We start from the raw sequence: 22,663 nt of genomic DNA, 5'->3' as shown, positions 1-22,663 counted from the left end.
TTGAAATCGTCGCGTCTGATCCAATCGACGGGTGCACGCCGAGCTGATCATCTGCGGACTCGGCCCCGCGGGCCGGGCGGTGGCCCATCGCGCCCTGACCCGTGGGCGGCCGGTGACGGTGATCGATCCGCACCCCGACCGCGTCTGGACGCCCACCTATGCCGCCTGGGCCGACGAACTGCCGGACTGGCTCGACCCGGCGGTCGTCGCCGCGACCGTCGACCGGCCGACGGCCTGGGCGCTCGGCGAGCACCGGCTCGAGCGCGCCTATCAGGTCCTCGATACCGCGGCGCTGCAACGATCGCTGACGATCGACGGTGCCGAGGTGATCGCCGATCGAGTCGTCGACCTGGACGCGCGGGCGGGCACGGTGCGCACGGCGAGCGGGATCACCCGAGCCGGCCGGGTCATCGACGCCCGCGGCCTGACCAGATCGGCGCGCCGGGCCGAGCAGACGGCGTACGGCATCGTCGTCCGCCGCGACACCCTCGACGCCGACCAGCCGACGCTGTTCATGGACTGGCGGTCGGACAACGGCGCCGGCACCGATGATCCGGCCTCGTTCCTCTACGTCGTCCCGCTCGGCCCGGACACCATGTTGTTCGAGGAAACGTGCCTCGCGGGCAGGCCAGCTCTCGGGCTCGAGGTGCTGCGGCGCAGGCTGGAACACCGCTTGCGCGCCCGCGGCATCGCGGTCACCGGTGCGGAGCCGGTCGAGCGGGTGCGCTTCCCCGTGGAAGGTGGCAGGCCGGGCGGTGGCCGGTTCGGGGCCGCGGGTGGCCTGACCCATCCCGCCACCGGGTACAGCGTCGCCGCCTCGCTGCGCGCGGCCGACCTGGTCGTCGCGGGCGGGACTGCGTGGACCGGCCGGGCGCGCGCCGTGGCTGCCCTGCGCCGCGCAGGTCTGCGGGCGCTGCTGGCGCTCCCGCCGCGTGACGTCGCGATCTTCTTCGCCGCCTTCTTCGCGCTGCCCGACACGCTGCAACGGTCGTACCTGTCCGGTGACGACCTGGGCGGCACCCTGGCGGCGATGCGCGCGTTGTTCGCCGCGCTACCTCCGCGCCTGCGCCGCACCCTGGTGATCTCGGTGGCCGGAATCGGGTGAGATCCGGCCCGATCGCGACCGCCCGACGTGCCGGGTGCTGGTGCGCCGAGCACGACGAGCGGTGCTCGCGCGGCGCGGTGTAGCGGACCGGTCGCTGACCCGGATCCGGTGGGTGTGCGCGGGGTCGGCCCGAGGCCCGGCGGCGGCGCCACGAAGTTGCTACCATCGCCGAGCGAACGCGCCCACCCGCCAACAGGATCGGGCCGACGAGGCGGATGGCCGGGAGGTCCCCCAGCCCCGCGCGTCGACGTGCGTGCCGCCCAGTTGCGTGACTAGTTAGGGGAATATCGGTGTTCGAATTCACCAAGCGGCGCAGCCGCTGGGTGCTCGGCGTGTTCGCGGTGCTCGCGGTGGTGCTCGGCGCACTCGGCGCCACGCTGTTCGAGCGGGTGGAGGGCGGCGGATACACCGACCCGGGCAGCGAATCCAGCAGAGCGCTCGAGGTGCTGCGCGAGGAGTTCGGGCAGTCACCGCCGAACCTGCTGCTGCTGGTACAGACGGAGTCCTCGGTCGAGGACCCCGAATCCACTGCCGCGGCAACGGCGCTGGTCGCCAACCTGCAGGAACGCGAGGGCGTCACCGACGTCGCCTCCTACTGGACCACCCACCAGCCCGCGCTGCGCAGTGTCGACGGCAAGCAGGGCCTCATCGTGGCCAGTGTGCTCGGCAGCGAACGCGAGATCGACGAACGCGTCGCCGCGATCGCCGACGAGCTCAGCGGCACCCACGGGACGCTGCAGGTGCGGGCGGGCGGCTTCGCCATGCTGATGCACGAGACCGTCGAGCAGGGCAAGCGCGACATCGCCAAGGGCGAGGCGATCGCCTTCCCGCTCACACTGCTCGCGTTGCTGTTCGTCTTCGGCGGGCTGGTCGCGGCGAGTCTGCCGCTGCTGGTCGCGTTCGTGACCGTGCTGACGACCATGGGCGCGCTGTGGATGCTCACCCTGTTCACGCCGCTCTCGGTGAGCGCGACCAACGTGGCCACCCTGCTCGGTCTCGGTCTGGCCATCGACTACAGCCTGCTGATCGTCAACCGCTATCGCGACGAACTGTCCGAGGGCCGCACCCCGGCCGGCGCGGTGGCGACCACCCTGCGCACCGCGGGCCGCACGGTCGCGTTCTCGGCGCTGACGGTCGCCGTCGCGCTCGCCGGTCTGCTGTTCTTCCCGCTGCTGGCGATCCGGTCGATGGGATACGCGGGCATCCTCGTCGCGGCGCTGGCCGCGACGGTCTCGCTGACCGTGCTGCCCGCGACCCTGCTGCTGCTCGGGACCCGCATCGACAAGGGCCAGCTCGGCTGGTGGTTCCTGCGGGCGCCGCGGCCGGCTCCGGGCGAGGGCGCCTGGCACAAGCTGGCCACCGCGGTGATGCGCAAGCCGATCCCGATCGGCCTGGCCGTGACCGCGCTGCTGCTGATCCTGGGCGCGCCGTTCCTGGGCGTGCAGCTGGGCTTCCCCGACGAGCGCAGCCTGCCCGCGTCGATGCCCTCGCGCCAGGTCACCGAGATCGTGCACGCCGACTTCGGCGAGAGCGACCAGAACCCCCTGGTCGCCGTGCTGCCCGAGAGCGCCTACAGCGCGGCGGGAGTGGACGCCATCGCCCGCCGGATGTCGGATCTGACGCACGTGCGCCGGGTCGACACCGCGACCGGCAGCTACGCCCAGGGCGGTCTGCTCACCGGTCCCACCGCGGCCAACGCCCGGTTCCGGGCGGATCGGGCCGTCTACCTGTCCATCGTGCCCGCCACCACCGACAGCTCCGCGCTGTCGGACCTGGTCGGGCAGGTGCGCGCGGTCGAGACGCCGAGCGAGCTGCTGGTCGGCGGCGTACCCGCGGCCAACGTCGACTCCATCACCGCCATCGAGGACGCCCTGCCCTGGGCGCTCGGTTTCGTGGTGATCGTGATGCTGCTCGTGCTGTTCGCGCTCACCGGCAGCGTGGTGCTGCCCGTGCTCGCGGTGGTGCTGAGCGCGCTGAGCCTGACCGCGACCTTCGGCGCGCTGGTGTGGATCTTCCAGGACGGGCACCTGTCCGGGCTGCTCGGCTTCACCGTCACCGGCGATCTGTCCGCCACCGTGCCGGTGATGCTGTTCGCCGCCGCGTTCGGTCTCGCGATGGACTACCAGGTCTTCCTGCTCTCGCGCATCCGCGAGGAGTACGACCGCACCGGCAAGAACGACACCGCCGTCGCGCTCGGCCTGGAGCGGATCGGCCGCATCGTCACCGCCGCCGCGATCCTGATCTCGGTGGTGTTCCTGGGCTTCCTGGCCTCCGACATCACCTTCATGAAGGCCTTCGGCATCGGCCTGCCGCTGGCGGTCATCGTCGACGCCACCCTGGTGCGCGGCTTCCTGCTGCCCGCCGCGATGAAGGTGCTCGGCGACGCCAACTGGTACGCACCGGAATTCCTGCGCCGCCTGCACGATCGGTGGGGCCTGGACGAGGGCGGCGCCGGCCGGTCGCTGAATCACGATGTCCCCGTGCGCGATCCGCTGGGTGTCACCACCGGCAGGCCGGTGGCCGAGACCGAGACCCTGGTCAACGACCCGCTGGCGCGCGCGCAGGCGGCCCGCGCCGAGGAGGGCCTGGCCGCCGCCGGACGGGAGTCCGCGGACTGACCCCGACGTCGTAGTTCCGCTGGGCGGCATCGGTTTCGCGTGGGAAAACCGATGCCGCCGTTCGCGTCGGTCAGATGCCGCCGGTGGCGAGCAGGCCGCCGTCGACCCGGACGCAGTCGCCGGTGATCCAGGCGGCTTCGTCGGAGACCAGGAACGCGATCAGCTTGGCGACGTCCTCGGGGACGCCGAGGCGCTTCAAGGGGTAGACGCTCGCGGCGCGGTCCTCGTCGGCCGAGTACAGGGCGTCGGCGAATTTGGTCTTCACCACGCCCGGCGCCACCGCGTTGACGCGGATGTTCGGGCCCAGCTGCCAGGCCAGTTCCTCGGTGAGCCGGATCAGCGCCGCCTTGGAGGCGCCGTAGGCGGAGATCACGCCCGAGGACCGGATGCCGGCCACGCTGGCCACGTTGACGATCGCGCCGCCGTGCTCGGCCATCCACGCCCGGTAGGCCTGCTGGATGTAGCCCAGCGAGGCCACCACGTTCACGTCGAAGATCTTGCCGACCGCGCCCAGGTCGGCGTCCATCAGCGCGCCGTACACCGGGTTGATGCCGGTGTTGTTGACCAGGATGTCGAGCGAACCGAACTCCGCGACCGCGCGGGCCACCGCCTCGGCGCGCGCCTCGGCGTCGCCCGCGTTGCCCGCCAGCGCGCTCACCTGCCCCGGGTGGCCGAGAGCGCGCAGCTCGGTGGCCGCGGCCTCGAGCGGTTCGGGTTTGCGCGCGGTGATCAGCACGTTGGCCCCGCGACGCAGGAGTTCGGCGGCGGTGGCCAGGCCGATGCCGCGGCTCGCTCCGGTGACGAGGGCGGTCCTGCCCAGTAGATCGGTAGTCATGCGACGAGAGTAACCACGCTCACACCGGGCGGCGCCGGTTCGGTCGCCGAGTCCGCGGACGGTAAAATGAGTGGTTCTTGCCGACATCGACGGTGCACGATGGGTCGAATCGGCGCTCACCATTCTTTTTCGACACGAGGAGAAGCCCTGTGATCACGGCGACCGACCTGGAGGTCCGGGCCGGAGTCCGCACCCTGCTCTCGGCCCCCGGGCCGGCGCTGCGGGTGCAGTCCGGCGACCGGATCGGACTGGTCGGACGCAACGGCGCGGGCAAGACCACCACCTTGCGCATCCTCGCGGGTGAGGGTGAGCCCTACGCCGGAAAGATCACGCGCTCCACCGAGATCGGCTACCTGCCGCAGGACCCCAAGGAAGGCGATCTCGATGTGATCGCCCGCGACCGGGTGCTGTCCGCGCGCGGCCTGGACACCCTGATCCGGGACATGGAGAAGCAGCAGGCGCTGATGGCCGAGGTGGCCGACGAGAAGGAACGCGAGAAGGCGATCCGCAAGTACGGCCGCCTCGAGGACCAGTTCTCCTCGCTCGGCGGCTACGTCGCCGAAAGCGAAGCCGCCCGCATCTGCAACAGCCTCGGCCTGCCCGACCGGGTCCTGGGCCAGCAGCTGCGCACGCTCTCCGGCGGTCAGCGCCGCCGCATCGAGCTCGCGCGCATCCTGTTCTCCGCCTCCGACGGCTCGGGCGGGCGCTCGGACCGCATCCTGCTGCTCGACGAGCCGACCAACCACCTCGACGCCGACTCGATCACCTGGCTGCGCGGGTTCCTGCAGAACCACGACGGCGGCCTCATCGTGATCAGCCACGATGTCGAACTGCTCGAGGCCGTGGTCAACAAGGTGTGGTTCCTCGACGCGGTGCGCGGCGAGCCCGATGTCTACAACATGGGCTGGAAGAAGTACCTCGACGCCCGCGCCACCGACGAACAGCGCCGCGTCCGCGAGCGCGCCAACGCCGAGAAGAAGGCGAGCGCACTGCGTCAGCAGGCCGCCAAGCTCGGCGCCAAGGCCACCAAAGCCGCTGCGGCACACCAGATGGTGCGCCGGGCCGAGCGCTTGATGGCCGAGCTCGACGACGTGCGCGTGGCCGACAAGGTCGCCCGCATCCGCTTCCCCGAGCCCGCGCCGTGCAGCAAGACGCCGCTGATGGTGAACAACCTGACCAAGCTCTACGGGTCGCTGGAGATCTTCACCGGCGTCAACTTCGCCGTCGACAAGGGCAGCCGCGTCGTGGTGCTCGGCCTCAACGGCGCGGGCAAGACGACCATGCTCAAGTTGCTCGCCGGTGTCGAGACGCCGACCTCGGGCGGCATCGAACAGGGCCGCGGCCTCAAGGTCGGCTACTTCGCCCAGGAGCACGACACCCTCGACGATCAGGCGACGGTGTGGGAGAACATCCGGCACGCCTCCCCGGACGCGGGCGAGCAGGAGCTGCGCAGCCTGCTCGGCGCCTTCATGTTCACCGGTCCGCAGCTCGAGCAGCCCGCGGGCACCCTGTCCGGTGGTGAGAAGACCCGGCTGGCGCTGGCCGGGCTGGTGTCCTCGGCGGCCAATGTGCTGCTGCTGGACGAGCCGACCAACAACCTCGACCCGATCTCGCGCGAGCAGGTGCTCGAGGCGCTGCGCACCTACGCGGGCGCCGTCGTCCTGGTGACGCACGACCCGGGCGCCGCCGAGGCGCTGAACCCGGAACGCGTCATCCTGCTGCCGGACGGCACCGAGGACCACTGGTCGAAGGAATACGCCGAGCTGATCGACCTCGCCTGAGCCGTCAGGGGCCGGAGGCGGTAGCGCAGCGTCACCACGGAGGTCCCCGGCTCTGGCGCTGTCCTACACCGCCTGAGCCGTCAGGGGCCGGAGGCGGTAGCGCAGCGTCACCACGGAGGTCCTCGGCTCGGGCGCTGTTCTATACCGCCTGAGCCGTCAGGGGCCCGTGACGGCGGTGTGTCGCGCGTGAAACGCTGTGTCGGGAGGGAACTCGCGGCACTCGCGTGAGTTTCATCACTGTTTTCGTTGATCACCGACTCCGGAGTGTCTAGCCTGGAATCAGCTGCTCGGCGACTCGGAGGAAGCCATGAGCGACAGTGCGAGACAGGCCGCTAGGTCGGCCAAGGGTAAGACGACGATCGGCAAGGCCGCGCTGGGAAAGGGCACCCGGGTCACGGGCAAGTCCCGCGACCGGTTGCAGTCCCAGCTCAAGAAGCAGTACGAGGCGGGCGCGAGCATCCGCTCGCTGGCCAGGGCCACCGGCCGCTCGTACGGCTTCATCCACAATGTGCTGGTCGAGTCGCACGTCGAGTTGCGCGGCCGTGGCGGCGCCAACCGGCGCAAGAATCCGGCCGACTGAGGCGCGCTCACCAGCCGGGGACCGCACCGTCCCCGTGCACGAGCAGGTTCGCCAGGCTGGTGAACAGCGGCAGGCCCGTCTTGATCTCGAGATAGGCGAACTGCCCCTGTGGGTTGACCTCGAGGAAGTAGTACTCGCCGTCGTTGCCCAGTCGCAGGTCGACGACGCCGAAGCTCAGCCCGAGGGCCCCCATCAGGGTGGCCAGCGACTTGCTGACCGAGGCGGGTAGCCGGTCGCGGGCGAAGCCGACCGAGGTGTCCAGCCGGGAATCGACCCGGCCGACGCCGGCCTGGGAATCGATGCGCACCGACCACTCGATGCCGTCGACCCAGACCACCCGCAGATCGCAGCTGGCCTCGACGTAGTCCTGGAACGTGGTCGGGGTCGACCGGATCGAGCCGAGCCTGCTCAGCTCCGGCCGGGTGATGATCCTGGTCTCGGAGAATTCGCCGCGCCCGGTGCCCGTGCGCTTGTATACCACTGGGCCGGAACGGGATTCGACGAAACTGCGGGCTTCGTCCGGATCGTTGGTGATCAGTGTCTCCGGGATGGCGAACCCGGCCCGCTGTGCCGTCTCGAGCTGCACGATCTTGCGGCTGGCGGTGCGCTCGGCGGCCGGATCGTTGATCCAGTACGCCGGGATCGACCACAGCATGCCCTGGAGGAACCCGTCGCATTCGGCCTGGCGGAACTCGTCGTCGGCGGCGCGCACGCCGTGCGGTACCAGACACGGGTGCGGCCTGCGCCACCAGACCGCGCGCACGTCGTCGAGACCGTGGATGTGGGCCAGCGCGCGATTGGTGCCTGCCTTGTCCAGCCGGAAACTGCCTGTCTCCCTGGGGAAGTCGCGCAGATCCAGCCGAATCGGGTCGAGCCCGTGGTGTTCTCGTAACGTAGCGGCCAGCGCATCGGCGTGCAGGTCGTCGGTTTCGGAGACGATGAGCACCGCGTCGGTCGCGCGTTCCATGACCGTGGGCCGTTCAGTCGAGGCTGTCGCAGTTGATGCCGTCGCGGAAGGTGAACGTGGCGCCGGTGACTCCGCCGCGCTCCGCGATCCGCAGCTTGGCCGCCCAGGCGCGGGTGGCCTGGGCCAGCAGGTCGTCACCGAGTGCCTCGGAGGGCTCGGGCGCCAGGGTGATCGGCCGGTCGACCAGTTCCACCCGCATCCGGCGGGTGAAATCGGCGGTCGCGCCGGGCCGGATGTCGACGCGCACCTGCCGTTCCCCCGCGGTGGCGCGGTCTTCGGTGAGCCGCACGACGTCACGCCGGTCGAAGGTCCACGTACCACCGTCGACCCGCACCGAGATGTCGCGCTCGGACTCGGCCACCAGCAATCCGCGCAAGGCGGGGCCCCGATCTCGGGACGACGCGGTAGCGGGGAGGTGGATGGCGTCGGTCATGGGCACTCACTCCGATCTTCTCGTCTGCTCGCGATTTGCCAGAACCCCCGAAGGTGCTACGGATCATAACGCGCGAGCGGGCGTCACCGAGTCGGTTCGCAAGATTTGCGGGGCCTCGGGCAAACCGCCGAGCGGCGCGTGATCGCCTAGCGGGGAGAGAATTTCGGACAACTCGACCAGGGATCGCGCCGTCGCACCGGCAATCGATCAGCTAACGATGTCGGGTACGCCGACGGCCCGCATCGCCGCGAGATTGCTGAACGATACGGGCCGTGTCGGCTCGGGTTCAGAGGCCGAGGAGCTCCGGGCGTTCGGCCAGAGCGCGAAAGTGCTCGCCGGGGTTGGGGACCAGCTTGCGCTCGGTCAGGTCCATCGCGCCGGCCACCACGGTGATCTCCGCGGACACCGTGCCGTCGAGCTTGATGATCTGGTGGTGGAAACGGAAGACTTTGCCGCCGTCCCATTCGCAGGTGGCCGTCACGGTCACCTCGTCGCCGCCGCGCAGTTCGCGCCGGTACTTGATCGTCGATTCGAGGACGACCGCGCCGATCCCGCCGGCGAGGAACTTGTCCTGCGGGATCCCCGCCGCCCGCATCAGCTCCCAGCGGGCGTGCTCGCCGTACTGGTGGTAGACGGCGTGGTTGAGGTGGCCCTGGGTGTCGAGCTCGTAGCCGCGGACGAGGACCGGTACGGAGAACGTCATACGGCGTATAACCAGGGGTTTCGCCGCTATTGTTCCCGCGATGGCTGCAATCTGCGCCACAGACTGCTCGGTTCGGTATCGCGGGTCAGCGGCGGTGGGCGTTGCGCTCGGCCCACCAGGCGGGCGCGTCGACGAAGTGGTTGTCGAATTCCTCTTGGGCGGCGACGAATTCGTCGTGCGTCGCCTCGCCGCGGATCAGGCGGTCGAGCAGGCGGAAGTACTCGAAGCGCTGCACGCCGGGCATCAGGGCGATGAGGATGCGCGCGCCGCTGTCGGGGGTGGCGCCGAAGGCGTGCGGCATGTGGCGGGGGACCACCAGGGAGCCGCCCGCGCCGACGGTGTGGATGTGGTCGCCCGCCATGACCTGGAGTTCGCCGTCGGCGACGTAGAACAGCTCGTCGGAGCGGGTGTGGAAGTGCGGCGCCGCGCCGTCGGCGCCCTGCGCCATGGTGACCTCCAGCGTGCTGACGGTGCCGTCGCTGGCGTCGGCGTCGGTGAGCAGGCGCATCCGCACGGACTCGGTGCCGAGGGTCTCCGCGTCCTCGGGCAGGCAGAGGGCGATATCGCGGGCGTTCGTCATGGCTTTTCCATTCGCTGGTTGATAATTCGCTACCAAACTATATCGCAGCGAATAGAATTGCGTCCATGGATGATCCGGATGCCGTCGATGCCATCGCCGCCCAGTGGCGGCGCGAACGCCCCGACCTCGACCTGGCGGCGATGGCCGTCTTCGGCAGGCTCGGCAGGCTGATGACCGTCGCCACGGCCCGCATCGAGGCCGTGTTCACCGCGCACGGATTGCAGCGTGGTGAGTTCGATGTGCTTGCGGCACTGCGCCGTTCGGGGGCGCCGTACGAACTCAACCCCTCGGTGCTCGCCGACACGCTGATGCTCTCGCGCGCCGGGATGACCGGGCGGATCGACCGGCTGGAGACGGCCGGACTGGTCCGCCGGATCGCCGATCAGGGCGATCGCCGGGCGGTGCGCGTCGCGCTCACCGGCGCGGGGCGCGAACTCGTCGACGTCGTCGTCGGCGCGCACATCGAGAACGAGACGCGCATGCTGTCGGTGCTCGATCCCGCCGATCGCGTGGCGCTGGACCGGATCGCGCGCATCATGCTGCGCAGCCTCGAAGGCTAGCCGATCCCGCAACGCGCAACCATCGTCATCGGAGATCCCGCTCACCGCAATCGGTGAGTCGGCAGTGGGTGCACCGACGAAAGAACCGCCGCGGTGTTCCGGAAAACATTGCGGCGGTTCGGGTTCCGGAGCTCAGTCGCGACGGCGGACGGAGGCTTCGACGAGATCGAGGACGGCGGAGAGGTTGTCGTCGGTGTGGCCGGAGGCGATCCGGGCGATCAAGCCGTCCAGCACCAGGTCCAGATAGCCGAGCAGGACGTCGGTGGGGACGTCGTCGCGCAGCGCGCCCGCGGCCTTGCGGCGTTCCAGGCGGGCCAGGGTGGCCGCGGTGAGTTCGGCGGAGCGCTGGGTCCAGCTTGCGCGGAATTCCGGGTCGGTGCGCACCCGGCGCGCGATCTCGAGGCGGGTGCCCAGCCAGTTGAATTCCTCGGGGCGGGCGAGCATGTCCCGCATGACCTGCACGATGCCCTGGTTGGCCGCGACCTCGGCCATGCGCTCGGCGTCGTCCTTGGCCAGGGCGAAGAACAGCGCGTCCTTGTCGCGGAAATGGTGGAAGATGGCGCCGCGCGAGAGGCCGATGGCCTCCTCCAGACGGCGCACCGTGGCGCCGTCGTAGCCGTATTCGGCGAAGCAGCGCCGTGCGCCGTCGAGGATCTGGCTGCGGCGGGCGGCGAGGTGGTCGTCGCTGACCTTGGGCATGAGTCCTCCGACTGACGATACACCGACCCCCGCCCCGGAGTGCGGAGCGGGGGTCGATGATGAATTGGCTTGTGGCCGAGCAATGGTGGATGAGGTCCGAGCAGGAACCCACCCCGTCGGGAGCGAGCCCGACGAGCGATGTCCGGGGCCGCCCCGCCGCCGGGCACTCGAAGCGCATGCGCCGCAGGCGCGAGTCTCGAGTGTCCGGCGGCGGGGTCACGAGGCCCCGGACCCCGCCGCGAAGCGGCGCATGATCTCAGCCGCGGATCATGTTGCGCAGGACGTACTGCAGGATGCCGCCGTTGCGGTAGTAGTCGGCCTCGCCGGGGGTGTCGATGCGCACGACCGCGTCGAACGTGGTGACCTTGCCGTCTTCCGCGGTGGCGGTGACCTTGACGGTCTTCGGGGTGACACCCTCGTTGAGGGCGGTGATGCCCTCGATGTCGAAGGTCTCGGTGCCGGTCAGGCCCAGCGACGCGGCCGACTGGCCGGCCGGGAACTGCAGCGGCACAACGCCCATGCCGATCAGGTTGGAGCGGTGGATGCGCTCGAACGACTCGGTGATGACGGCCTTGACGCCCAGCAGGCTGGTGCCCTTGGCGGCCCAGTCACGCGAGGAGCCCGAACCGTATTCCTTGCCACCGAGCACGACCAGCGGGATGCCCGCGGCCTGGTAGTTCTGCGAGGCGTCGTAGATGAACGCCTGCGGGCCGCCCTCCTGGGTGAAGTCGCGGGTGTAGCCACCCGAGACGTCGTCGAGCAGCTGGTTGCGCAGCCGGATGTTGGCGAAGGTGCCGCGGATCATCACCTCGTGGTTACCACGACGCGAGCCCAGGGAGTTGTAGTCCTTGCGGGCCACACCGTTGGCGTCGAGGTACTGCGCGGCGGGGGTGCCGGGCTTGATCGGGCCGGCCGGGGAGATGTGGTCGGTGGTGACCGAGTCGCCCAGCAGCGCCAGGACGCGGGCGCCCTTGATGTCGGTGACGGGGCTCGGGTCCATCGACATGCCGTCGAAGTACGGCGCCTTGCGGACGTAGGTCGACTTCTCGTCCCACGCGAAGGTGTCGCCCTCCGGGGTGGCCAGGCCCTGCCAGCGGGCGTCGCCGTCGAAGACGGTGGCGTAGGAGTTGCGGAACATGTCCTGGCTGATCGACGCCTTGATGGTGTCGTCGATCTCCTGGGCCGAGGGCCAGATGTCCTTCAGGAAGACGTCGTTGCCGTCGGCGTCCTGGCCGAGGGCGTCGGTCTCGAAGTCGAAGTCCATGGTGCCCGCGAGCGCGTAGGCGATGACCAGCGGCGGGGAGGCCAGGTAGTTCATCTTCACGTCGGGGGAGATACGACCCTCGAAGTTGCGGTTACCCGACAGCACGGCGGTGACCGAGAGGTCGTTGTCGTTGATCGCGGCCGAGATCTCCTCGGGCAGCGGGCCGGTGTTACCGATGCAGGTGGTGCAGCCGTAGCCACCGACGTAGAAGCCGAGCTTCTCGAGGTAGGGCCACAGACCGGCCTTCTCGTAGTAGTCGGAGACGACCTGCGAGCCCGGCGCCATGTTGGTCTTCACCCACGGCTTGGTCGACAGGCCCTTCTCCACCGCGTTACGGGCGAGCAGGGCGGCGCCCAGCATGACCGACGGGTTGGAGGTGTTGGTGCAGGAGGTGATACCCGCGACCACGACGGCGCCGTGATCGAGGACGAAGTCACCGCGCTCGGCCGAGCGCACCTCGACCGGCTTGGACGGACGGCCGTTGGCGCCCTTGGCGGCCGAGTGGGCCGGGGTGTAGGTGTCGTCGGCGGCGTTGGCGGACACGGCGACCGAATCCGACGCGGGGAAGGACTCCTCGCCCGCCTCGTCCAGCGCGGACAGCTCGCCCTGGCCGACGTAGTTGACGATGTCGGAGCGGAAGGCCGCCTTGGACTCGCTGAGCAGGATGCGGTCCTGCGGGCGCTTCGGGCCGGCGATGGACGGCACCACGGTGCTCAGGTCCAGCTCCAGGTACTCCGAGTACGCGGGCTCGTTGTCGGCGTCGTGCCACATGCCCTGTTCCTTGGCGTACGCCTCGACGAGCGCGAGCTGCTCGTCGGTGCGGCCGGTCAGGCGCAGGTAGTTGATGGTCTCCTCGTCGATCGGGAAGATCGCCGCGGTGGAGCCGAACTCGGGGCTCATGTTGCCCAGGGTGGCGCGGTTGGCCAGCGGCACCTCGGACACGCCGGCGCCGTAGAACTCGACGAACTTGCCGACGACGCCGTGCTTGCGCAGCATGTCGGTGACGGTCAGCACCACGTCGGTGGCGGTGACGCCCGGCTTGATCTCACCGGTCAGCTTGAAGCCGACGACGCGCGGGATCAGCATGGAGACCGGCTGGCCCAGCATCGCGGCCTCGGCCTCGATGCCACCCACGCCCCAGCCCAGCACGCCCAGGCCGTTGACCATGGTGGTGTGCGAGTCGGTGCCCACACAGGTGTCGGGGTAGGCCTGGCCGTTGCGGACCATGACGGTGGGGGCCAGGTACTCGATGTTGACCTGGTGGACGATGCCCATGCCCGGGGGGACGACCTTGAAGTCGTCGAAGGCGCCCTGGCCCCAGCGCAGGAACTGGTAGCGCTCGCCGTTGCGCTCGTACTCGAGCTCGACGTTGCGCTCCAGCGCGTCGGCGCGACCGAAGACGTCCAGGATCACCGAGTGGTCGATGACCATGTCGGCGGGGGAGAGCGGGTTCACCTTGCTCGGGTCGCCGCCGAGAGTGGTGACGGCCTCACGCATGGTGGCGAGGTCGACGATGCAGGGCACGCCGGTGAAGTCCTGCATGATCACGCGCGCGGGGGTGAACTGGATCTCGACGCTCGGCTGCGCCGAGGGGTCCCAGTTCGCGATCGCGCGGATGTGATCGGCGGTGATGTTGGCGCCGTCCTCGGTGCGCAGCAGGTTCTCCGCCAGCACCTTCAGGGCGTAGGGCAGCTTCTCGGTGCCGGGAACAGCCGAGAGACGGAAGATCTCGTAGGAGTTGCTTCCGACCTCGAGCGTGCCCTTGGCGCCGAAGGTATCAATCTTCGTCACGTCAGCTCCACTCATCTGTGAGGGTGTGCCGCCGGCGGGGCTGTGCCGGCGACTCGCGTCTTCGGAGGGGGTTCGGCGCCGTGAGCGCCGGATTCCTCGCCGTACGAGCCTAACAGTACGCTTGTCCTATGAAATACGCGGGGGCGGTTCGGCGAGCCGTGTGAGCGTGTCCGCGCGCACCGTCGGCTACTGTGCCAGTCGAGCGAGTCGGGGAATGACGCGTTGACGCTCACCCTGCAGTGTTGGATGCCCGTCGCAACGCAGGCGATCGAGGCTCGACAGACCGGATGGAAGATGACCGTCTTGCACACCTTTGCGCCGATGGCCGCCGAACTGCCGCCGAACACCGTGCTGAGCAGTGTCCGGTCCGATCTCGCCGACAATCATGTCGCCGCTCCCAAAGGCGTGAACCAGGAGAAGCTGGCGGCGATCGTCGCCGAGGCGCGATCCGAGGGGATCCCGCTGAGCGTCGTCGTCGTTCCCGGCAACCCAGGCCACGACTCGAGCCTACGTGACCTGGCCACCGAGGTGGGCAAAAGTACGCAGGGCACCGTCGCGGTCTTCAGCGACGACTGGATCGGCACCTACAGCGACGGCATCAGCCGCGTCCGGCTGGAGTGGGCCGAGGACGGCGCCAAATACAAGGGCAACCATCCCGAGGAGGCCGTGCAGGCCTTCGTCACCCGGCTCGAGGAGCCCGAAGGTGTGTCCTGGGGGGTGATCACGGCTGTGCTGCTGGTGCTCACCGCGCTCGTGATCGCCGGTCTGTACCTCGTCAAGGTCCGTCGCGGACCCGAGGGCGATGAGCGGGAGCGGGTCGCTGTGGCGCACCGCGATGCGGGATCCCCCGAGTAACAAGTCTCCCTTTCGTCACATTTCCAGACCTCTGGTCTGTTTTTCGCGTGCAAACCTGTCGCTCGTAAGGCTAATTCCGGGCAATCGGCAAATTACACCCCTGTCATCCTGTGGCAGATGTTTCCTTTGTGAACTATGTGTCGTACGGTTGCGGTGATCGCGATCGTGAAAGCAGTGGTACAGGGGGCATTGGTCGACTTGTGTGGTCGATGGGTGGGCTGATGCACCGGTGGCGTATGTCGAGTCGAGTCACTCGGAGGTGCCGTGCGCGGTGCGGGCAGGCAGGACGAACCAGGGCTATTACGGGTAGCGACAGGATTGCTGATGGCGCTGGCCGTTCTCGCGAGTGCGGGACCGGTCGCGGCGGTGCCACCGCCGCCGCCCAATCCCTCCGACGGCGAGATCGCGGGCGCGGGCGCGCAGGTCGACGCGCGGGTCGGCGAGATCGGTGTGCTGATCAACCGCGTCGCCGCGGCCGATCAGCAGCTGCGAGCCCTCGACGACGTGCTCGCCGCCAAACGCGAGGCGGTCAACCAGGCGCTGGTCGATCTGCAGACCGCCCGTGACGCCGCCGACGCGGCCGCGGCCGCGGTCACCGATTCCCAGGCGCTGCTGGCCGACGCGGGCGCCAAAGTGGGTGTGGCCCGCCAGGAATTCGATCAGCTCGCGACCCAGGCCTACGTGCGGCCGGTGAACAGTTCGGTCGTCACCTACCTGGCCTCCTCGACCCCTGATGCCGCGATGGATCGCGCGCAGGTGCTGAGCATGGTGTCGAAGAACCAGCGCCAGGTGCTCGACGACCTGCGCCGCACCCAGATCGCGCAGGCCAACCAGAACGCCGCGGCCCGTCAGGCCAAGGCCGACGCCGACAGTGCCGCCGACGCCGCCGAGCAGAAGAAGAACGCCGCCCAGAACGCGGTGGCCGTGGCCAAGTCCGAATACGACAGCCAGACCGTGACCCGCGACAACCTCCAGCGCGATCGCGCCGCGGCGCAGTCCGCCCTCGACGTCGCCCGCCAGACGGTGGCGGGCCTGCAGAGCCAGCGCGAGGTGTTCCTGGCCTGGAACGATCAGCGCCAGGCCGAGGTCACCGCGCTGCTCGCCGCCGCCAACGCCGCCGCCCAGCGCGCGGCCGCCGATCAGGCCGCCCGCGACCGCGCCGCCCGCCTCGGCGAGGGCCAGCGCCCCCACACAGAGCTGGAGTCCACGCCCGCCTCGCCGCGCAAGACCCAGCCGAAACCGACGAAACCACAGGTCACCGGATCGGCCGCGATCGAGACGGTGATCGACCGGGCGATGTCGCAACTCGGGGTCACCTACGCCTGGGGCGGCGGGGACGAGGACGGGCCGACCCTGGGCATCCGCGACGGCGGCACCGCCGACGCGCACGGCGACTACAACAAGGTCGGCTTCGACTGCTCGGGCCTGATGCTCTACGCCTTCGCCGGGATCGGCGTCTCGCTGCCGCACTACAGCGGCTACCAATACAACGCGGGCACCCGCGTCGACGTGGAGGACCGCGAACGCGGCGACATGCTGTTCTGGGGGCCGGGCGGCAGCGCGCACGTCGCGCTCTACCTGGGCAACGGGAAAATGATCGAGGCTCCCGAATCCGGTGACGTCGTGAAGATCTCGCCGGTCCGTGAGGACGGGATCATGCCGTACGCGGTCCGCATCGTCACCGAGTAGGCGCTGCACCGGGTTGTGCGCCTGGGCCGGGTCGGGCACCTGGGGTTGGGCTGCGGTCCTGGGGTCGTGTTGTGCCGACCTGGGCTCGGGCTGCGGACCTTGGATCGGGTTGCGCGTCTGGGGCCGACCTGCGCACCGAGGCCGAGCCAGGACCGGACCCTGATGGCTATTCCGCTCAGGTGGTGTCACCGGGGTCAGGTGGTGGCGACCAGGGTCGCGGAGACGATGACATTGGACAGGTAGCGGCGCTGGGCCGGGTCGAACGCGCCGCCGCAGGTGATGAGGCGCAGGCGGGCCGTGCCGTCGTCGGCGAACACGCGCTCGGTCGGGAACTGCGTCTTGTCCACCGACTCGGTGCGGTCGACGACGAACCGGACGGTGCTGCCGTCGGCCCTGGTCAGCCGGATCTCGTCGCCCGCGGCGAGCTCGGCGAGCCGGAAGAAGACGGCGGGCCCGCCGGTCGAGTCGACGTGTCCGAGGATCACCGCCGCCCCCGCCTCCCCGGGACTGGCGCCCGGCTCGAACCACGACGGGCGCTCGAAGTCCGGGGGCGCGGCGAGTGCCCCGGCCGCGGTGGTCCCGCTGCGCTCCACGCCGGTGTCGAGCCCGATCCGCGGAATCTCCAGCCGGACCGGTGCCGAGCGGCCCAGCGGGGCGGCCGCCGCCACCGCGCCCGGCAGCGCGGTGGCGACGTGGGCGGGCGGCGGTGCGGCCTGCCCCGGAACCCGTGTGGCGGCGGCCCGGAAGAACGCCGCCGCCACACCGACCAGGACCACCGCTACCACGACGGTCCGCCACCCCTGCCTACCGCGCATCGCCAAAACTCGTTCTGCGCCATGCTCGATCGCGCCGTCGACCGCCGCCCGACCTGGAACCACGTCGTTTGCCTGCCTCGGTGTCGTCCGGACCGAGCGGTCGAGTGTCAGCGCGGCCGCGGCGCCGAGCAGTGCCGGAGCGCAGCGCTCGAGTTCGTTCGAGCCGGGTGGGGTCGGCATCGGTGGCCCATCGGACCCGGGTGTGGTCGGGCCGCGGACCGGCTGTCGATCGAGTGGTCACGGTCGGGTCCTTCCTGCGCGGCGCTGGTCGCGAGTCACGGCGACGGCGGCGCCGAGCAGTGCCAGCACGCCGAACCCGGCCAGCATGAGCCGGTCGTCGCGGAACCGGCCGCCGGCACCGGTCTCGGGTGCGCCCGAGGGCATGCCGTAGCCGCTCGCGGCGGTCGCTGTTCCCGTGCCGCCGGTTGTGGTGGCGCCGCCGGTGACGGACGCGCCACCGGAACGGTCGTTGTCCGGCTTCGTCGTGTCGCCGGAATTCCCTGCGGGCGTGTCGGACCCGTTCCGAGCGCCGGCGCCCGGAGCCTGTTCGACCGGCGAAGGTGCGCCCTGGTCGCCGGAGGCGCCGGGCCCCTGAGCCGACCCCGACCCTGCCAACGCGCCACCGAGCACCGCGCCACCGAGCACCGCGCCACCGACTGCGGCGCTGCCGAGTGCGGCGCTGCCGAGTGCGGCGCTGCCGACCGCCGCGCTGCCGACTGCGGCGCTGCCGACTGCGGCGCTGCCGACCCCGGCGCTGCCGGTGCCGAGCAGGAGGGCCAGTGTTGCGATGCTGCTGCCGAGGCCGAGCGCGCTGCCGGTGCCGAGAACCCCGGCGCTGCCCGTCGCCAGGGCGCCCGCTCCCGCGCTGCCGGTGCCGAGCAGCCCTGCCGAGCCGGCTGCTGCGCCGAACCCGCCTAGCGCGCTGCCCGTGTCGAGCAGGGCTGCGAGGGAGCCGAGTCCGGCAACACCACCGGTGGCGGCGCTGCCCGACCCGAGCAACCCCGCCCCGCTTCCGGACGCCGCGCTGCCGCTGCCGAGTGCTCCTGCCGTGCCGCCGGCAAGGGCGCTGCCGGTCCCGAGCAGCTCGGCCCCGCTTCCGGACGCCGCGCTGCCGCTGCCGAGGGCACCGCCCGCGCCCAGTGCGGTGCCGAGTGCTCCCGCAGCGCTGCCCGTGAGGGCGCTGCCGGTCCCGAGCGCCTCCCCACTGCCGCTGGCCAGGGCGTCGCCCGCGCCGAGCGCGCTGCCGGTGCCGAGTGCTTCGGAGCTGCCGGATGCCGCTGCGCTGCCGACGTCGGCGCTACCCGAACCCAGCGCGCCACTCCCGGATCCCGCCGCACCGCCGGCCCCCGGACCCAGTCCGAGTTCGGTTCCCGCGGCGCTGCTGCCCGCGGCCGCGTCGGAGCTGCCGGTGCCGAGCGCGCCACCGGCTCCCGAGCCGGTGCCCAGGCCGAGCTCGGTCCCGGCGCCGCTGCCCGTGTCGAGCACTCCCGCACCGGAGCCGTCGGCCCCCAGCCCGAGCGCCGGGCCCGCCGCGCCGGAACCGGTAGCGCCGAGATCCAGGCCCGCGGAACCGGTGTCGATGCCGAGCACGCCGATGCCGGGTGGGGTGAGGGGGTTCGCTACGGCCGCGGGCGCGGCGGCGAGGCCGATCGCCGCCACGGTGGCGACGGCGGCCGACGGCAGCAAATGGCGAGAGAATCGCGAGAGGGGTGGAAACCGCATGAACATCACCTTCTAAGGATCGAAACAATCCGACAGGCCGGTATGGATGCGAAAAGTTGATCGGCTTGCGGAGGTAGTCCATGGAACCGCAACGAGGTCAGTCAAAATGCCGTTGATCTGTGTGTTCAACACCACGCGCGGGCGGATGGCCGCGCCGACCTGGGCGAGTGACCATCGCCGATTCCGGATCGTTACCGGTGGGGTCTCCTGCGAGCGAGATCATGTTGCTGATGATTAGCCACTGTGCTCCGCCGGAATCGGCGCTGCGGCCGGGTGTCCGCGTCGCGCGGGCGACCGGCACGCGACATGCGTAGGGTGACGGGCGTACCGAGCTGGGCTGGGTAATACGACGAATCCGCGTCCGCTCCCGGCCGGTTGCGGCGCGCCGGGCGATTACCTGGAATAGTTGGGGCGGCACGCACAGGACCAAAGCGAAAGCGGGGATGTTGGTGACTTCGACGGAAGGTGTGAGCGGGCCGAAGCTGGCGAAGGACGCCGGTACGGCAACGCCGAGCACCCTGGAGCGTGACGTCCAGACTCTCGAGAAGGCGATCTACGAGGTCAAGCGGGTCATCGTCGGCCAGGATCGTCTCGTCGAGCGGCTGCTCGTCGGTGTGCTGTCGCGCGGCCACGTGCTGCTCGAAGGTGTGCCCGGCGTCGCGAAGACCCTCGCCGTGGAAACCTTCGCCAAGGTCGTCGGCGGGTCGTTCTCGCGTGTGCAGTTCACGCCCGACCTGGTGCCCACCGACCTCATCGGTACCCGCATCTACCGGCAGGGCCGCGAGGAGTTCGACACCGAACTCGGCCCGGTCGTCGCGAACTTCGTTCTCGCCGACGAGATCAACCGCGCGCCCGCCAAGGTGCAGTCGGCACTGCTCGAGGTGATGGCCGAGCGCAAGCTGTCGATCGGCGGCAAGACCTACCCGATGCCCGATCCGTTCCTGGTCATGGCGACCCAGAACCCGATCGAGAGCGAGGGCGTGTACCCGCTGCCCGAGGCCCAGCGTGACCGCTTCCTGTTCAAGGTCGTCGTCGACTACCCCTCGGTCGAGGAGGAGCGCGAGATCATCTACCGGATGGGCGTGACCCCGCCGGAGCCCAAGCAGATCCTCGCGCCCGAGGACATCATCCGGCTGCAGAAGCTGGCGGCCAACGTCTTCGTGCACCACGCGCTGGTCGACTACGTCGTCCGCGTCATCACCGCGACCCGCACCCCCGCCGAGTTCGGCATGCCCGATGTGGCCAGCTGGATCTCCTACGGCGCCTCGCCGCGTGCCAGCCTCGGCATCATCGCCGCCGCGCGCGCCGTCGCCCTGATCCGCGGCCGCGACTACGTGGTGCCGCAGGACGTCGTCGAGGTGATCCCGGACGTGCTGCGCCATCGTCTGGTGCTGTCCTACGACGCGCTGGCCGACGAGGTCACCCCCGAGGACGTCATCAAGCGGGTGCTGCAGACCGTCGGCCTGCCGCAGGTCGCGCCCCAGGCCGTCGGTGGCCAGGCCGCGCCCCAGCAGCCCGCGGTACCCCAGCCGCCCGCCCAGCAACAGCCCGTGCCGCAGCCGGTGAACGGGCAGCAGTCCCAGCCCGCCGGCCACGTCGCGCCCCAGTGAGTGCGCCGGAACCCGTTGTCCGCGTGCCCACCTCGTCCCACGCGCCGCCGTCGTTCCGTGCCGGTGAACTGACCGACCCGAAGCTGGCCGCCGCGCTCAAGACACTCGAACTGACGGTGCGGCGCCGCCTCGACGGTGTCCTGCACGGCGACCACCAGGGCCTGATCCCCGGGCCTGGCTCGGAACCGGGCGAGGCGCGGCTGTACCAGCCCGGTGACGATGTGCGACAGATGGATTGGTCGGTCACCGCCCGCACCACCCATCCGCACGTGCGGCAGATGATCGCCGACCGCGAGCTCGAGACCTGGCTCGTCGTCGACCTGTCGTCGAGTCTGGACTTCGGCACCGGCCGGGTGCAGAAGCGCGATCTCGCGATCGCGGCGGCCGCGGCGATCACCCACCTCACCTCCGGCGGCGGTAATCGCATCGGCGCCGTCGTCGCCACGGGCCAGGACCTGGTGCGCATCCCCGCGCGCAGCGGTCGCCTGCACGCCCAGACCATGCTGCGCGGCATCGCGACCACCCCGCACGCCCGCGACGGCGTGCGCGGTGACCTCAAGGCCGGGATCGAGTCGTTGCGCCGCCCGCAGCGCAAACGTGGTCTGGCCGTGGTGATCAGCGACTTCCTCGGTGACGTCGACTGGCAGCGCTCGCTGCGCGCGATCTCGGCCCGCCACGACCTGCTCGCGGTCGAGGTGCTCGATCCCCTCGATGTCGCGCTGCCCGACGGTGGCGACGTGGTGCTGCACGATCCGGAATCGGGTCGCACCCGCGAGTTCAGCGTCACCCCCACACTGCGTGCCGATTTCGCGGCCGCCGCCCAGGCCCAGCGCGCGCAGGTGCAGCAGGCGCTGCGCAGTTGCGGTGCGCCGGTGTTGTCGCTACAGACCGATCGGGACTGGATCGCCGACGTGGTCCGGTTCGTGTCCACCCGGCGCCACAGCCTCGGCGCCCCGAGCGGGCGGGTGCCTCGCCAGTGAGTATTTCGCATTTCACGGCCGTCGTCTGGCTCGGTTTCCTGGTCGTCGTCGCCCTGCTGGTCCTCGGCTATGTGCTGGTCCAGCGGGCCAGGCACAAACGGATGCTGCAGTTCGGCAACATGTCCGTGCTCGAGCGGGTCGCCCCGTCGCGACCCAGCCCGATGCGGCACGTGCCGATCGCGCTCATCCTCGCCGGCCTGGTGCTGCTGACCGTCGCCGCCGCCGGACCGACCGCCGTGCAGAAGGTGCCGCGCAACCGCGCGACCGTCGTGCTGGTGATGGACGTGTCGCTGTCGATGGAGGCGACCGACGTGGAGCCGAACCGGCTGCAGGTCGCGCAGAAGGCAGGCAAGGAATTCGTCGACGGCCTGACCCCCGGCATCAACCTCGGTTTCGTCACCTTCGCCGGAACCGCGTCGGTGATGGTGTCGCCGACGACCAACCGCGAGGCCGTCAAGCACTCGATCGACAACATCAAGCTGGCCGAGCGCACCGCCACCGGCGAGGGCATCCTGACCGCCCTGCAGTCGATCGACACCCTGGCCGCCGTGCTCGGCGGCGCGGAGACCCCGCCGCCCGCCCGCATCGTGCTGATGTCGGACGGTAAGCAGACCGTGCCCGACGACAAGGACGTCGACAACCCGCGGCACGGCTTCACCGCGGCCCGGCTGGCCAAGAACAAGAACATCCCGGTCTCCACGATCTCCTTCGGCACCGAATGGGGCACCGTCGAGATCCCGGATTCCGACGGCAAGGGTTCGCAGCGGGTGAAGGTGCCCGTGGACAACGCCTCGCTCCAGGAGATCGCCAAGCTGTCCGGCGGTGAGTTCTACACCGCCTCCTCACTGGCCGAACTGCGTGCTGTCTACGACACCCTCGAGGAACAGATCGGCTACGAGACCACCCGCGGCGACGCGAGCAGGCCGTGGCTGCTGCTCGGTATGTTGTTCGTCGCCGCCGGCGTCGTGGTCAGTTTGCTCTATCGTCAACGCCTGCCCTAGCACGCCTCGCCCCGCGTTGTGAGACGTCGCAGTGCCGCGACCCTGACGCGGGGCACACGAACCGGAACAGATAGG

The 22,663-nt window shown here is 70.4% G+C and carries 19 protein-coding genes; 10 read left to right on the top strand and 9 right to left on the bottom strand.

Translation table 11 applies throughout. The features are described 5' to 3' along the window. Positions 1-31: 31 nt before the first annotated feature. Both Q7X29_RS22435 and Q7X29_RS22430 read left to right on the top strand, forming a co-directional pair. Entirely contained in the window at positions 32-1,105 is a 1,074-nt protein-coding gene (locus tag Q7X29_RS22435; RefSeq protein WP_316575282.1) for a lycopene cyclase family protein, read from the top strand. A gap of 290 nt (positions 1,106-1,395) precedes the next feature. Beyond that, entirely contained in the window at positions 1,396-3,723 is a 2,328-nt protein-coding gene (locus Q7X29_RS22430) for an MMPL family transporter (RefSeq protein WP_316575281.1), read from the top strand. Positions 3,724-3,793: 70 nt separating this feature from the next. On the opposite strand, the gene Q7X29_RS22425 is transcribed toward Q7X29_RS22430, so the two are convergent. Continuing rightward, positions 3,794-4,558 (bottom strand): SDR family oxidoreductase, encoded by a 765-nt coding sequence (locus Q7X29_RS22425; RefSeq protein WP_218718214.1) that lies wholly within the window; start codon positions 4,556-4,558, stop codon positions 3,794-3,796. A gap of 149 nt (positions 4,559-4,707) precedes the next feature. Between Q7X29_RS22425 and Q7X29_RS22420 the strand changes: the two genes are divergently transcribed. Beyond that, positions 4,708-6,339: an ABC-F family ATP-binding cassette domain-containing protein gene (locus tag Q7X29_RS22420; RefSeq protein WP_218718213.1), complete on the top strand. Its 1,632-nt coding sequence runs from the start codon at positions 4,708-4,710 to the stop codon at positions 6,337-6,339. Between the two features lie 307 nt (positions 6,340-6,646). Further along, positions 6,647-6,919, top strand: a complete 273-nt coding sequence (locus Q7X29_RS22415) for a helix-turn-helix domain-containing protein (protein ID WP_019047730.1) — start codon at positions 6,647-6,649, stop codon at positions 6,917-6,919. Positions 6,920-6,926: 7 nt separating this feature from the next. Here Q7X29_RS22415 and Q7X29_RS22410 read toward each other — a convergent pair whose 3' ends face one another. From Q7X29_RS22410 to Q7X29_RS22395, 4 genes are all read right to left on the bottom strand, one after another. After that, positions 6,927-7,886: a hypothetical protein gene (locus Q7X29_RS22410; RefSeq protein ID WP_316575280.1), complete on the bottom strand. Its 960-nt coding sequence runs from the start codon at positions 7,884-7,886 to the stop codon at positions 6,927-6,929. 13 nt (positions 7,887-7,899) lie between these two features. Then, positions 7,900-8,319: a hypothetical protein gene (locus Q7X29_RS22405; RefSeq protein ID WP_218718211.1), complete on the bottom strand. Its 420-nt coding sequence runs from the start codon at positions 8,317-8,319 to the stop codon at positions 7,900-7,902. Between the two features lie 286 nt (positions 8,320-8,605). Then, positions 8,606-9,022, bottom strand: coding sequence for an acyl-CoA thioesterase (locus tag Q7X29_RS22400; RefSeq protein WP_218718210.1), 417 nt, complete (start codon positions 9,020-9,022; stop codon positions 8,606-8,608). A gap of 85 nt (positions 9,023-9,107) precedes the next feature. Beyond that, entirely contained in the window at positions 9,108-9,602 is a 495-nt protein-coding gene (locus Q7X29_RS22395) for a cupin domain-containing protein (RefSeq protein WP_374104853.1), read from the bottom strand. 65 nt (positions 9,603-9,667) lie between these two features. Between Q7X29_RS22395 and Q7X29_RS22390 the strand changes: the two genes are divergently transcribed. Then, the gene (locus Q7X29_RS22390) at positions 9,668-10,162 is read left to right on the top strand and encodes a MarR family winged helix-turn-helix transcriptional regulator (protein WP_218718209.1); all 495 of its coding nucleotides are present in this window, start codon (positions 9,668-9,670) and stop codon (positions 10,160-10,162) included. A gap of 132 nt (positions 10,163-10,294) precedes the next feature. Here Q7X29_RS22390 and Q7X29_RS22385 read toward each other — a convergent pair whose 3' ends face one another. Both Q7X29_RS22385 and acnA read right to left on the bottom strand, forming a co-directional pair. Beyond that, the gene (locus Q7X29_RS22385; protein ID WP_316575279.1) at positions 10,295-10,861 is read right to left on the bottom strand and encodes a TetR/AcrR family transcriptional regulator; all 567 of its coding nucleotides are present in this window, start codon (positions 10,859-10,861) and stop codon (positions 10,295-10,297) included. A 256-nt stretch (positions 10,862-11,117) separates the two neighbouring features. Continuing rightward, complete coding sequence (gene acnA / locus Q7X29_RS22380) at positions 11,118-13,931, bottom strand: aconitate hydratase AcnA (RefSeq protein WP_394358712.1); 2,814 nt, start codon at positions 13,929-13,931, stop codon at positions 11,118-11,120. A 279-nt stretch (positions 13,932-14,210) separates the two neighbouring features. Here acnA and Q7X29_RS22375 point away from each other — a divergent pair, with 279 nt between their 5' ends. Both Q7X29_RS22375 and Q7X29_RS22370 read left to right on the top strand, forming a co-directional pair. After that, positions 14,211-14,771 (top strand): Rv1476 family membrane protein, encoded by a 561-nt coding sequence (locus tag Q7X29_RS22375; RefSeq protein ID WP_316575277.1) that lies wholly within the window; start codon positions 14,211-14,213, stop codon positions 14,769-14,771. Between the two features lie 324 nt (positions 14,772-15,095). Further along, positions 15,096-16,460, top strand: coding sequence for an NlpC/P60 family protein (locus tag Q7X29_RS22370; RefSeq protein WP_316575276.1), 1,365 nt, complete (start codon positions 15,096-15,098; stop codon positions 16,458-16,460). Between the two features lie 194 nt (positions 16,461-16,654). Here Q7X29_RS22370 and Q7X29_RS22365 read toward each other — a convergent pair whose 3' ends face one another. Then, complete coding sequence (locus Q7X29_RS22365) at positions 16,655-17,275, bottom strand: class F sortase (protein WP_316575275.1); 621 nt, start codon at positions 17,273-17,275, stop codon at positions 16,655-16,657. Positions 17,276-17,512: 237 nt separating this feature from the next. Continuing rightward, positions 17,513-18,997, bottom strand: a complete 1,485-nt coding sequence (locus tag Q7X29_RS22360; protein WP_316575274.1) for a hypothetical protein — start codon at positions 18,995-18,997, stop codon at positions 17,513-17,515. Positions 18,998-19,440: 443 nt separating this feature from the next. On the opposite strand from Q7X29_RS22360, the gene moxR1 reads away from it, so the two are divergent. From moxR1 to Q7X29_RS22345, 3 genes are read left to right on the top strand one after another with little or no spacing between them, the layout of a single operon-like run. Beyond that, positions 19,441-20,607 carry a chaperone MoxR1 gene (moxR1, locus tag Q7X29_RS22355; RefSeq protein ID WP_218716510.1) on the top strand — a complete coding sequence of 389 codons (1,167 nt, stop codon included), beginning with the start codon at positions 19,441-19,443 and terminating at the stop codon, positions 20,605-20,607. Positions 20,608-20,630: 23 nt separating this feature from the next. After that, positions 20,631-21,587: a DUF58 domain-containing protein gene (locus tag Q7X29_RS22350; RefSeq protein WP_218716511.1), complete on the top strand. Its 957-nt coding sequence runs from the start codon at positions 20,631-20,633 to the stop codon at positions 21,585-21,587. After that, entirely contained in the window at positions 21,584-22,588 is a 1,005-nt protein-coding gene (locus Q7X29_RS22345) for a VWA domain-containing protein (RefSeq protein ID WP_218716512.1), read from the top strand. Before Q7X29_RS22350 ends, Q7X29_RS22345 begins: the two co-directional genes overlap by 4 nt. The last annotated feature ends 75 nt before the right edge of the window (positions 22,589-22,663 follow it).

Origin of the sequence: Nocardia canadensis, from assembly GCF_032656385.1 — a bacterium.
Classification (GTDB): Bacteria; Actinomycetota; Actinomycetes; order Mycobacteriales; family Mycobacteriaceae; genus Nocardia; species Nocardia canadensis.
This window is presented reverse-complemented; position numbering and strand designations above follow the sequence as displayed.

Excerpts from the sequence above, each read along its gene's own strand:
- Q7X29_RS22425 (WP_218718214.1), bottom strand. The coding sequence starts at position 4,558 with ATGACTACCGATCTACTGGGCAGGACCGCCCTCGTCACCGGAGCGAGC.
- Q7X29_RS22415 (WP_019047730.1), top strand. The coding sequence starts at position 6,647 with ATGAGCGACAGTGCGAGACAGGCCGCTAGGTCGGCCAAGGGTAAGACG.
- Q7X29_RS22410 (WP_316575280.1), bottom strand. The coding sequence starts at position 7,886 with ATGGAACGCGCGACCGACGCGGTGCTCATCGTCTCCGAAACCGACGAC.
- Q7X29_RS22405 (WP_218718211.1), bottom strand. The coding sequence starts at position 8,319 with ATGACCGACGCCATCCACCTCCCCGCTACCGCGTCGTCCCGAGATCGG.
- Q7X29_RS22400 (WP_218718210.1), bottom strand. The coding sequence starts at position 9,022 with ATGACGTTCTCCGTACCGGTCCTCGTCCGCGGCTACGAGCTCGACACC.
- Q7X29_RS22395 (WP_374104853.1), bottom strand. The coding sequence starts at position 9,602 with ATGACGAACGCCCGCGATATCGCCCTCTGCCTGCCCGAGGACGCGGAG.
- Q7X29_RS22390 (WP_218718209.1), top strand. The coding sequence starts at position 9,668 with ATGGATGATCCGGATGCCGTCGATGCCATCGCCGCCCAGTGGCGGCGC.
- Q7X29_RS22385 (WP_316575279.1), bottom strand. The coding sequence starts at position 10,861 with ATGCCCAAGGTCAGCGACGACCACCTCGCCGCCCGCCGCAGCCAGATC.
- acnA (WP_394358712.1), bottom strand. The coding sequence starts at position 13,931 with ATGAGTGGAGCTGACGTGACGAAGATTGATACCTTCGGCGCCAAGGGC.
- Q7X29_RS22375 (WP_316575277.1), top strand. The coding sequence starts at position 14,211 with ATGACCGTCTTGCACACCTTTGCGCCGATGGCCGCCGAACTGCCGCCG.
- Q7X29_RS22370 (WP_316575276.1), top strand. The coding sequence starts at position 15,096 with ATGGCGCTGGCCGTTCTCGCGAGTGCGGGACCGGTCGCGGCGGTGCCA.
- Q7X29_RS22365 (WP_316575275.1), bottom strand. The coding sequence starts at position 17,275 with ATGCGCGGTAGGCAGGGGTGGCGGACCGTCGTGGTAGCGGTGGTCCTG.
- Q7X29_RS22360 (WP_316575274.1), bottom strand. The coding sequence starts at position 18,997 with ATGCGGTTTCCACCCCTCTCGCGATTCTCTCGCCATTTGCTGCCGTCG.
- moxR1 (WP_218716510.1), top strand. The coding sequence starts at position 19,441 with ATGTTGGTGACTTCGACGGAAGGTGTGAGCGGGCCGAAGCTGGCGAAG.